Below are 11,809 nucleotides of genomic sequence, written 5' to 3'. Positions count from 1 at the left end.
CACAAGGACAACCGTCGGCGTCAATCGAAGTCAGAGTCAGACCGCCACCGCGAGCGACATCTGATCCTCTCTGTCGAGATCGCAATACTCGGCCGGGCGATCGCAATTAGGGAATCGACACGTCAGATCCCGACAGCGCACAAAGCGCTCCAACCCCGCCGAGGGCCGATAACCCGGCTCAGCCGGCGCGCACGCGCCGGGGTGATCCACCGGCCGGATCGTCGCGCCCCCGCGGATCAGCTCGGCCAGCAGCGGCGCGGGCACCATACCGCCGGTGCTGATCAGCGCGGGCGGCGGCTTGGGTATCAGCGCCGCGGGGGGATCGGGCTCGGGATGCGGTTCCTGCATCAGCGGCGCGTCGGGCGCGATCGGGCGCGGCGTCGGCTCACCGGACATGTGCGGATCGGGCTCACTGCTTAGCCCGGAGGCCTCGGCGATCACATTGACCACGACACCCGCGTGCCGCGCGGTGCCCTCGGCGCCGGCCGGGCAGTCCGTGTTCCCGCACTCACAGGCCAGCCGCTCGGCACCGGCGGCCAAGGCCCCTAACGCGTCGGCGCGGCGCTGGGCGATGGTGCGCGGATCGTCCTCGCACACCTCGTGGGCCATCTGCATCAACCGCCGATCCAGCACTGCGGCATCGGTGGCATACAGCCGCCCCCACATCGGCGCGGTGCCCGAGTCCTGATCCGCAGAATCGATCACCACCTCACGGCTGCGCGCTCGTTGCCGGGTGCGCCGCAGCGCCCCCGGGTCATACTGGTCGACTACCGCCTCGATGGCCTGGGCGGTCTTGGCCGCCGACAGCGGCCCGAAGCGCAGCGCCTCCTGCGCCAGGGTCTTATCCACCAACCGCAGGGCCTCCGCGTCCTCGATCAAATCCGTATGCCAGGCGATCGACGCCGCCAGCCGGGCGCTGATCATCCCGTCGGCGAACACCGCGGCCACCTGTGGCAGCCGCTCGCGCAGCGCCACCGCCAAATACATCTGCCCCGACGCCTTACCGTGGCTAATACCCTGGGCCGCGGCCACCTCGGCGGCCATCGCATCCCAGTTGTCACACGACCACTGCCCCCGCTCGGGCGAGCCGCCCTCGACCCGCCGAGCCACCAACTCAGCGATCGCGCCCAGTCGGCGCGCCGCCGCGGCTGCCTCCACCCGATCCCAGCCGGTGATCGCCATCGCCACCATCGAGTCATTGACAGCTGGCAGGGAATCCAAGTCCGGCAGCCCGCAATCGAACATACTTTCGAACACTAGCAGCAGCGGCCGACAGGTTTCGTCAGACAACTAATGCGCGGCGATCGGATCGAACCGAAACACGGCGACCCTGCCCGCCAACGCCTCGAATTCGTCGGACGTGCCGTCGACCACCATTCCTGACCGCTTGGCGAACGCCACACCGACGGGGACTTCGGCCGGGAACGCTCGCAGAATCGGGCGGGCTTGCTCGGCGGTCAGTTCGACGATCTTGACCGTCCGTGAGCGCCGCCCCCGAGCGAGTGTGCCGGTCCCGGCGGCTCGGGCGTTGGCGGCCCAGTCCGCGCCGGGATAGCCGGCCACAACGTAGAGACCGCCGTCGAACTCGAACGGTGTCATCGGGGTGCTGCGCGGTTGGCCGGACTTACGGCCGGGCACGGTCAACACCATGGCGGGCCCGGTCGGGATGCCGAGCTTCTGCACGGCCATCATCACCTTGTTCATCGGCTTGAGGTAGCGGGGTGGACGTGGATCTGACATAGCGTGTCTCCTAGGCTATTTCGCGGCGACCCATCCCCCGCAAGCGGGAGGTGCCCCCAGCGCCCGGCTTCGCCGAGCTTGCGATCGCCGCTAGGCTATTTCGCCGCTCGGCTATTTCGTGAACGCGTCGTAGTGATCGGCGACCCACTGGGCGAACGTGACTGCTGGGCGGCCAACGATCTTTTCCACCTCGTGGGTGACCAAGGCCGGCTTGTCGGCCGTCTCAGCGAGCAGTGCTATGTAGGCGTCGGCGAATCCGGCGCTCAGGCCGATACGAATGAATTGCTGTCGCACCACATCTGCCGGCACCTCTAGGTAGCTCAGCGGGCGGCCCAAAACGGTGCTGATGATCTGCACCAACTCGGTATTGGTGAAGGCTTGCGGCCCGGTCAACGGAATCTTGCGGCCGTCGAGCTCATCGGTGAGCAATGCCCGCGCGGCCACCGCCGCGATGTCGCTGTCGACGATCGGCGCGGTAGACGACGCCGCGCAGGGGCCGCCGACCACATCGCCGGCGCGAATCTGCGCCGCCCACATGCCGATGAAGTTCGACGCAAACACGCTGGGCCGCAGGCTCACCCAACTCAGGCCGGACTCGACCGCGAACTGTTCGACTTCCTTGTTGCGGTCTCCACGAAACCGCGAGGGTTGCCGGGAGAAGTCGTCGTCGGCGTTGAGCGCTGACAACGCGACCAGCTTCCTGACGCCGCTGCTCCGAGCCGATGCCACCACCTCGGCGAGTTGGTCACCCAACGCACGCGAGTTCAAAAAGACCGCGCTCGCCCCGGCGAGCGCGTCCACAGCCGAGCCGACTGCCTCGACACCGGAGGGGAATGCGGCGGTGTCCGGCGTGCGGGTTACTGCCCGCACGCGGCAGCCGGCGGCGGCAAGTTCGCTAACGAGAGGCCGGCCGACATTGCCGGTGGCTCCGGTCACGACGATCGTCATGGTGTGCTCCTTGAGGTATCGGATGTTCTTTCCACCAAGGACGGCTCGCCGCGTGGGAAAGTTACAACCGAAATGCGTAACTTTTTGCGGCACCAAATCGTCATCGAGATATGACCGAACCGCAGTCGGACCAGATCACTGAGGCGTGGCGACACCACCGCCCGTACCTGGTCAACCTGGCGTATCAGATGCTCGGAGACGTCGGCGATGCCGAAGACGTTGCGCAAGAGGCGTTTCTGCGGCTCTCGCGTGCGAACGTGAACGAGATCGACGATATCCGCGCATGGCTGACCGTGGTGGCGGGCCGGCTCTGCCTGGATCAGGTCCGTTCGGCGCGTGCTCGCTATGAGCACCCAGACGACATCGGTCCGGACGTGGCGGCGCTCAACCAATCCGGCCGTGTGGATCCTGCCGATCGAGTGACCCTCGACGACGAGGTCCGCACGGCCCTTCTGGAGGTGTTGCGCCGGCTCAGCCCCGGTGAGCGGGTGTCTTTTGTACTGCACGACGTGTTCGGTGTTCCGTTCGACGACATCGCCGAGACGGTGGGCCGGCCGGTCGGTACCTGCCGCCAACTGGCACGGCGCGCCCGCGCCAAGTTCACCCTCGCCCAACCCAAACCGAGCGAGGTGCCCTCCGCCGAGCATCAGCTCGTCACCGAGAAGTTCATCACCGCCTGCGCCAACGGCGATCTGCAGGCCCTGGCCGCGGTGCTGGATCCAACGGTGTGGGGGGTGGGCACGCTGATCGCCGAGCCTGCCCCGCCGCCCCAAATCAACTATGGCCCACAGGATGTCGCCACCAACCTGCTGCGCTACCTGGGGCCGGGCGTCACGCTGGTCAGCGGACCTGTCGGTCAACCGGTGGTACTGGCCTTCGCCCGCCGACGGCTGTTCGCGGTCATCGTGCTGACCATCGGCGACAACAACATCACCAAGATCGAGGCCACCGCCGACCCCTCTGCGCGGGCTGCGGCATTCTGAACGCATGCGATATGTCCGTGAAGAAACCGTGCACGCACCGGCCGAACGAGTTTGGCAGCTGCTAGTCGACGTCGCGGGCTGGCCGAACTGGACCGAGTCGATGCGGGAGATCAAGCGCCTCGACGACGGCCCCCTGGCCGTGGGCAGCAGATCACGCGTGACGCAGCCGAAGGGCAGGCCGACCGTCTTTACGGTGACCGAACTGGAGCCACTGCGCAACTTCACCTGGGTGGCCCGCCAGCCCGGCCTCTCCTTCGAGGCGGTGCACGTCATCGAGGAGGACGGAGATCATGTGCGCACCAGGCTCGAGTTCGCAGCCACCGGTCCGCTGGCATGGCTGGCGTCCCTGATAGGTGGGTCGCGGATCCGCTCCTATGTGGACATGGAAAGCGCGGGGCTGAAGCGGGCCGCCGAAAACGGGTAACTACCCGGGCCGCGACGCGAAGAACCCGGCAATCGTCGCCGCGATTTGCAGAAACTTACGCCGTGTGGGGCGAGCCATCTCATGCCTGACGTCGATGACGCCGCCGGGGCGCAGATGGGGATCGAAGGGCACCTCCACCACCGGCTGTCCGCGGTCGAGAAACTGACGTGCCAAGACCGAGCGGGTGTGCCTGTCCGAATGGCCGTCAGAATCGTTGAGCACCACTACAGTTCGGCGCAGCAGGCCGGTGCGGCCGTGCGTCGCCAGCCATTCCATCGTCTGTGCCGCCGCCGATGCACCGTCTGCCCAGGGCGACGACACCACGATCAGCGCATCCAGATCACTCAGCGCCTCTTGGGTCACCGGCGCGTCCATCGTCGAACCGCAGTCGACGATCGAGATCGTGAAATGGCGGTCCAGCCGCAAGGTGGCTTCGCGGTAGATCGCGGGGTCGAGCACTCGCCGCGGACCGGCCGTCGGCTCACCCGCCAGCACGTAGAGCCCTGCGGAGTTGCTGCCCACCCGCGTGCTCACGTCGGCGAACGACTGCAGGTTCTTGTCGGCCGCGATCTCCCAGTAGGAGCCGCTCGTTCGCGGGTCGATTCGGCTGCTCAGCCGGCCAAATGCGGTATCGGCGTCGATCGCCACCACCCGGTCCTGCTGCCGCAGCTCGGCGAAGATCGATCCCACACTCGCCGCGACGGTGGTTTTTCCGACACCGCCCTTGCCGAGCACGCCGACCTTGTAGCTGCCGTGCAGCACGGACCTTACGGCGGCCTCGAATTCGGCTTCTTGTCGTTCTCGAGCCGAGGGGCCAAGGCTGATGAGACCCAGCGTCGCAACCCGAACGGTGCGACGCCAGCCCCGGTCGGCGACCGGGCGTTGCGGTGGGGCCGCTGGCTCGACAGCGGGCCGCGGGCGGGGCGCCACCGGTGGACGAAGCTGGCGCGGTACTGGCCGAGGGCTGCGGGCCTGCGGGTGCGCAGGCCGCGGCGAGGGGGCGGGTTGCGCAGGCCGCAGTCGGTCGCGCAGGAATTCGTCGCGCTCGTTCATGGCATGTGGGGTCGGCTCCACCGGCTTCTCCGTTGAGTCACTCGCATCGTAGAGCGGACCCGTTACCCCACCCCGCGCCGGCCCGAGAATATGGGCAACTTTGTGCAAATTTCATGACGAAGCGGTGGCCCAGCCCTAGGGGCCTGCTACCAGCGAATGTGATCGAAACGGCCATCAGCCTGCGCATTTGATCACGATCACAGCAAATCCTCCGACTGGTCGGACCAGCCGCCCGGGTCCAGCCGGCGCCGCGCCGGCCCGTCGTCGTTTCAGGCAATTGCCCTGGGGCGCAAAGGGACCCGGAAAATCCGCCCGTCCCCGGCGCCGGATTGGCTGAGCACTCCGTCCGACGGGTTAAAATTGGTCAAGTTGGCATGTCAGGCGGGTTTTGTCATATCGTTTTACGACTTGTCGAAACCGGGTACAGGGCCACCGTTCAGCGCTGCACGGAGCATCCTCAACCGGGTCTTCGCCACCAGGCGACAGCATATCGACAAGACCGAAGGAGCCTAGCCTGCAGCCTCGGGGCCGCGGCGCCAACGGAGCCGATTTATGAATGCCGCGCAGGAAGTCTGGTGAAGGGTCAGGTGGGAATGGCGCCCAACCGCTGGGGCTCTACAGGGCTCTACAACCCCGCATACGAGCATGACTCGTGCGGGGTGGCCATGGTCGTCGACATGCATGGCCGCCGCAGCCGCGACATCGTGGACAAGGCGATTACCGCGTTGCTCAACCTCGAGCACCGCGGCGCCCAGGGCGCCGAGCCGCACAGCGGTGACGGCGCCGGGATCCTGATCCAGGTTCCTGACCATTTCCTGCGTTCGGTCGTGGACTTCCAGCTGCCGCCGGCAGGCAGCTATGCCACCGGCATCGCGTTTTTGCCGCAGTCGTCGAAAGAGGCCGCGGCGGCCTGCGCGGCGGTGGAGAAGATCGTCGAGTCCGAGGGTTTGGAGGTGCTCGGCTGGCGCGAGGTGCCCACCGACGACTCGTCGCTGGGTGCGTTGTCGCGCGATGCGATGCCGACCTTCCGTCAGCTGTTCATCGCCGGTGCTTCGGGTATGACGCTGGAGCGCCGCGCGTATGTGATCCGCAAGCGCGCCGAACACGAACTCGGCACCAAGGGCCCCGGCCAGGACGGGCCCGGGCGCGAAACCGTCTATTTCCCAAGCCTTTCCGGTCAAACCTTTGTCTACAAGGGCATGTTGACCACACCGCAGCTCAAGGCCTTCTACCTGGATTTGCAAGACGACCGGCTGGCCAGCGCGCTCGGCATCGTGCACTCTCGGTTCTCGACGAACACCTTCCCGTCCTGGCCGCTGGCGCATCCGTATAGACGGATCGCCCACAACGGCGAGATCAACACCGTCACCGGTAACGAGAACTGGATGCGGGCCCGCGAGGCGCTGGTCGATACCGACATCTTCGGCTCACACGACGACGTGCAGAAGCTGTTCCCGATCTGCACCCGCGGCGGTTCGGATACTGCCCGCTTCGATGAGGTGCTGGAATTCCTGCACCTGGGTGGTCGCAGCCTGGCCCACGCGGTGCTGATGATGATCCCGGAAGCCTGGGAGCGCCACGAGTCGATGGACCCGGCCCGGCGGGCGTTCTACCAGTACCACGCGTCGCTGATGGAGCCGTGGGACGGCCCGGCGTCGATGACGTTCACTGACGGCACCGTCGTGGGCGCAGTGCTAGACCGCAACGGCCTACGGCCATCACGGATCTGGGTCACCGAGGACGGCCTGGTGGTGATGGCCTCCGAGGCCGGTGTGCTCGACCTCGACTCGTCGAAAGTGGTGCGCCGGATGCGGCTGCAGCCCGGCCGGATGTTTTTGGTCGACACCGCGCAGGGTCGCATCGTCTCCGACGAGGAGATCAAAGCCGAACTGGCCGCCGAGCACCCGTACCGGGAATGGTTGGACAAGGGCCTGATCCCGCTTGACGAATTGCCGCAGGGCAACTACGTGCGGATGCCACACCATCGGGTCGTCTTGCGCCAATTGGTTTTCGGCTACACCTACGAGGAGCTCAACCTGTTGGTGGCGCCGATGGTCCGCACCGGCGCAGAGCCGATCGGGTCGATGGGCACCGACACCCCGGTCGCGGTGCTGTCCCATCGGCCCCGGATGCTGTTCGACTACTTCCACCAGCTGTTCGCCCAGGTGACCAACCCGCCGCTGGATGCCATCCGCGAAGAGGTGGTGACCAGCCTGCAGCACACCCTTGGGCCGGAGGGCGACCTGCTGAACCCGGACGAGAATTCTTGTCACCAGATCGTGTTGTCGCAGCCGATTCTGCGCAACCACGAGCTGGCCAAGCTAATCAACCTCGACCCCGACGTGGAAGTCAACGGACGTCGGCACGGCTTGCGGTCCAAGGTTATTCGCTGCCTGTACCCGGTCGCCGAGGGTGGCGCCGGGCTGAAGGCCGCGCTCGACGACGTGCGCGCGCAGACCTCGGCGGCGATCGCCGACGGCGCGCGGATCATCATCCTGAGCGACCGTGAGTCCGACGAGCGGCTGGCCCCGATCCCGTCGCTGCTGGCGGTCTCAGCAGTGCACCACCACCTGGTGCGGGAACGCACCCGCACCCAGGTCGGCCTGGTAGTTGAGTCCGGGGATGCCCGCGAGGTGCACCACATGGCCATGCTGGTCGGCTTCGGCGCGGCGGCGATCAACCCCTACATGGTGTTCGAGTCGATCGCCGACATGCTCGACAGGGGCGCCCTGGTGGGGCTCGACCGCGAGAAGGCCATACAGAACTACATCAAGGCCGCCGGCAAGGGCGTGCTGAAAGTGATGTCCAAGATGGGCATCTCGACCCTGGCGTCGTACACCGGGGCCCAACTGTTCCAGGCCGTCGGCATCTCGGAGGATCTGCTCGACGAGTACTTCACCGGGTTGAGCTGCCCCACCGGCGGCATCACCCTCGACGACATCGCGGCCGACGTCGCCGCCCGCCACTCCCTGGCGTTCCTGGACAGGCCGAACGAGCGCGCGCACCGCGAACTCGAGGTCGGCGGCGAATACCAGTGGCGCCGCGAAGGCGAGTACCACCTGTTCAACCCGGACACCGTCTTCAAGCTGCAGCACTCCACCCGCACCGGGCAGTACACGATCTTCAAGGAGTACACCCGTTTGGTCGACGACCAAAGCGAGCGGATGGCATCGCTGCGCGGGCTGCTGAAATTCAAAGAAGGTGTGCGCCCGCCTGTTCCGCTGGACGAGGTCGAGCCCGCCACCGAGATCGTCAAGCGGTTCGCCACCGGCGCGATGAGCTACGGCTCGATCTCGGCCGAAGCGCACGAAACGCTCGCTATCGCGATGAACCGGTTGGGTGGCCGGTCGAACTGCGGTGAAGGCGGCGAGCACGTCAGCCGCTACGAGCGCGACCCCAACGGTGACTGGCGCCGCAGCGCGATCAAGCAGGTCGCGTCCGCGCGATTCGGTGTCACCTCGCACTACCTGACCAACTGCACCGACATTCAGATCAAAATGGCGCAGGGCGCGAAACCCGGTGAGGGCGGTCAGCTTCCGGGCGGCAAGGTCTATCCGTGGATTGCCGATGTGCGCCACTCCACTCCGGGCGTGGGGTTGATCTCACCGCCGCCGCACCATGACATCTACTCCATCGAGGATCTCGCCCAGCTGATCCACGACCTGAAGAACGCCAACCCCTCCGCGCGGATTCACGTCAAGCTGGTTTCGGAGAACGGTGTGGGCACGGTGGCCGCGGGTGTGTCCAAGGCGCACGCCGACGTGGTCCTGATCTCCGGGCACGACGGCGGCACCGGCGCCACTCCGCTGACGTCGATGAAGCATGCCGGTGCACCGTGGGAGCTCGGACTGGCCGAAACCCAGCAGACCTTGCTACTCAACGGGTTACGGGATCGGATCGTGGTGCAGGTCGACGGCCAGCTCAAGACCGGGCGTGACGTGATGATCGCCGCGCTGCTGGGCGCCGAGGAATTCGGCTTCGCCACCGCACCGCTGGTGGTTTCCGGCTGCATCATGATGCGGGTGTGTCACCTCGACACCTGCCCGGTCGGGGTGGCCACCCAGAACCCGGTGCTGCGGCAACGGTTCAACGGCAAGCCCGAGTTCGTCGAGAACTTCTTCCTGTTCGTCGCCGAAGAGGTCCGCGAATACATGGCGCAGTTGGGTTTCCGGACACTCAACGAGGCCGTCGGCCAGGTGAACGCGCTGGACACCACGCTTGCGCGTGCGCACTGGAAGGCGCACAAGCTCGACCTGACACCGGTGCTGCACGAGCCGGAGTCGGCGTTCATGAACCAGGACCTCTACTGCAGCTCCAGCCAGGACCACGGGCTGGACAAGGCCCTGGACCAACAGTTGATCGTGATGAGCCGCGAGGCGTTGGACTCCGGGAAACCGGTCCGGTTCTCCACCACGATCGCCAACGTCAACCGCACCGTCGGCACCATGCTCGGCCACGAAGTGACCAAAGCCTATGGCGGGCAAGGACTGCCAGACGGCACCATCGACATCACGTTCGACGGGTCGGCCGGTAACAGCTTCGGGGCATTCGTCCCCAAGGGCATCACGCTGCGCGTCTACGGCGATGCCAACGACTACGTCGGCAAGGGGCTGTCCGGGGGCCGGATCGTTGTGCGGCCGTCCGACAACGCGCCCGAGGACTACGTCGCCGAGGAGAACATCATCGGCGGCAACGTCATCCTGTTCGGCGCCACCAGCGGCGAGGCCTTCCTGCGCGGGGTGGTCGGCGAGCGGTTCGCGGTGCGCAACTCCGGCGCGCACGCGGTGGTCGAGGGCGTCGGTGATCACGGCTGCGAGTACATGACCGGCGGCAAGGTCGTCATTCTCGGTCGCACCGGGCGCAACTTCGCGGCCGGCATGTCGGGCGGTATTGCCTATGTCTACGACCCTGAAAACGAGTTGCCGGCCAACCTCAACGCCGAGATGGTGGAGCTGGAGGCGCTCGACGATGACGACGTGACCTGGCTGCACGGGATGATCCAGGCGCACGTCGACGCCACCGACTCGGCGATCGGCCAGCGCATTCTGGGCGACTGGAAGGTGCAGCAGCGCCGCTTCGCCAAGGTGATGCCGCGCGATTACAAGCGGGTCCTGGAGGCGATCGCCGAGGCAGAGCGCACCGGCAGCGACCCCGATGAAGCGATCATGGCGGCGGCAAGTGGCTGATCCGAAAGGCTTCCTGAAATACACCCACCGTGAGACGCCGAAACGCCGCCCGGTGGAGCTGCGCCTGCGTGACTGGAACGAGGTCTACGAGGACTTCCCGCATTCAAAACTCCAGCAGCAGGCTACCCGTTGCATGGACTGCGGAATCCCGTTCTGCCACAACGGTTGTCCGCTGGGCAACCTTATCCCGGAGTGGAATGACCTGGTGCGCACCGGTCGTTGGCGCGCCGCGATCGAACGGCTGCACGCCACCAACAACTTTCCCGACTTCACCGGTCGACTGTGCCCGGCGCCGTGCGAGTCGTCATGCGTGCTGGGAATCAACCAGGATCCGGTGACGATCAAGCAGATCGAGCTGGACATCATCGACAACGCCTTCGACGAAGGCTGGGTGGTCCCGCTGCCACCGGATCGGTTGACCGGCAAGACAGTCGCGGTGGTTGGGTCCGGCCCGGCCGGCCTGGCCGCCGCTCAGCAGCTCACCCGCGCCGGCCACAGCGTGACGGTCTTCGAACGCGCCGACCGCATCGGCGGGCTGCTGCGCTACGGCATTCCCGAGTTCAAGATGGAAAAGCGCCACCTCGAACGGCGGCTGGACCAGATGAGGGCCGAAGGCACCGAGTTTCGGCCAAACGTGAACGTCGGCGTCGACATCACCGCCGAGCAGTTGCGTGCCGACTTCGATGCGGTGGTGCTGGCCGGCGGCGCGACCGCCTGGCGTGAACTGCCGATCCCGGGGCGTGAGCTCGACGGCATCCACCAGGCGATGGAGTACCTGCCCTGGGCCAACCGGGTGCAGGAAGGTGACGACGTCCTCGGTCCCGACGGCGAGCCGCCCATCACCGCCAAGAGTAAGAAGGTCATCATCATCGGCGGCGGCGACACCGGCGCCGACTGCCTGGGCACGGTGCACCGCCAGGGCGCTGTCAGCGTGCACCAGTTCGAGATCATGCCGCGCCCGCCGGACACCCGCGCGGCGTCAACGCCATGGCCGATGTATGAGCTGATGTTCCGGGTGTCGGCCGCGCACGAAGAAGGCGGCGAGCGGGTGTTCTCGGTCAACACCGAGGAATTCGTCGGCCGCGACGGCCACGTTGCTGCACTGAAAGTGCACGAGGTGACCATGCAGGACGGCAAGTTCGTCAAGACCGAGGGCAGCGATTTCGAAATCGAAGCCGATCTGGTGTTGCTGGCAATGGGATTCGTCGGACCGGAACGGGCCGGCCTTCTCACGGACCTCGGGGTAGACCTAACAGAGCGCGGTAACGTGGCGCGCGGCAACAACTTCGAGACCTCTGTGCCCGGCGTGTTCGTTGCCGGCGACATGGGTCGGGGGCAGTCGTTGATCGTCTGGGCGATCGCCGAAGGCCGCGCCGCGGCGGCTGGTGTGGACCGGTTTTTGATGGGTCGCAGTGCGCTACCAGCGCCGATCGCACCGACGGCGGCTCCGCAACGTTAGTCACTGCAGTCACACC

General features: G+C 66.5%; 8 protein-coding genes. 4 read left to right on the top strand and 4 right to left on the bottom strand.

Annotated features, from left to right (window positions below; genetic code table 11):
- Nucleotides 1–36 precede the first annotated feature (36 nt).
- From AWC06_RS09890 to AWC06_RS09880, 3 genes are all read right to left on the bottom strand, one after another.
- Nucleotides 37–1,245, bottom strand: coding sequence for a DUF222 domain-containing protein (locus AWC06_RS09890; RefSeq protein WP_085196894.1), 1,209 nt, complete (start codon nt 1,243–1,245; stop codon nt 37–39).
- A gap of 45 nt (nt 1,246–1,290) precedes the next feature.
- Nucleotides 1,291–1,740, bottom strand: coding sequence for a nitroreductase family deazaflavin-dependent oxidoreductase (locus AWC06_RS09885; RefSeq protein ID WP_085196869.1), 450 nt, complete (start codon nt 1,738–1,740; stop codon nt 1,291–1,293).
- Between the two features lie 111 nt (nt 1,741–1,851).
- Complete coding sequence (locus AWC06_RS09880; protein WP_085196867.1) at nt 1,852–2,688, bottom strand: NmrA family NAD(P)-binding protein; 837 nt, start codon at nt 2,686–2,688, stop codon at nt 1,852–1,854.
- Nucleotides 2,689–2,798: 110 nt separating this feature from the next.
- On the opposite strand from AWC06_RS09880, the gene sigI reads away from it, so the two are divergent.
- Both sigI and AWC06_RS09870 read left to right on the top strand, forming a co-directional pair.
- A complete protein-coding gene (gene sigI, locus AWC06_RS09875) occupies nt 2,799–3,671 on the top strand; it encodes an RNA polymerase sigma factor SigI (protein ID WP_085196865.1) in 873 nt (290 codons plus the stop codon).
- A 4-nt stretch (nt 3,672–3,675) separates the two neighbouring features.
- Complete coding sequence (locus AWC06_RS09870; RefSeq protein ID WP_085196863.1) at nt 3,676–4,095, top strand: SRPBCC family protein; 420 nt, start codon at nt 3,676–3,678, stop codon at nt 4,093–4,095.
- Here the strand turns inward: AWC06_RS09870 and AWC06_RS09865 are convergent, their stop codons facing one another.
- On the bottom strand, nt 4,096–5,148 hold the full coding sequence (locus tag AWC06_RS09865; protein ID WP_139819997.1) for a MinD/ParA family ATP-binding protein: 1,053 nt from the start codon (nt 5,146–5,148) through the stop codon (nt 4,096–4,098).
- A gap of 593 nt (nt 5,149–5,741) precedes the next feature.
- Here AWC06_RS09865 and gltB point away from each other — a divergent pair.
- Nucleotides 5,742–10,334, top strand: coding sequence for a glutamate synthase large subunit (gltB, locus tag AWC06_RS09860; RefSeq protein ID WP_085196892.1), 4,593 nt, complete (start codon nt 5,742–5,744; stop codon nt 10,332–10,334).
- Complete coding sequence (locus AWC06_RS09855) at nt 10,327–11,793, top strand: glutamate synthase subunit beta (RefSeq protein WP_085196890.1); 1,467 nt, start codon at nt 10,327–10,329, stop codon at nt 11,791–11,793. The genes gltB and AWC06_RS09855 overlap by 8 nt, the downstream gene beginning before the upstream one ends.
- The last annotated feature ends 16 nt before the right edge of the window (nt 11,794–11,809 follow it).

This window comes from Mycobacterium fragae (assembly GCF_002102185.1).
Lineage (GTDB): Bacteria > Actinomycetota > Actinomycetes > Mycobacteriales > Mycobacteriaceae > Mycobacterium > Mycobacterium fragae.
The sequence above is the reverse complement of the archived record's forward strand: the minus strand, read 5'-3'. Positions and strand labels throughout refer to the sequence as shown.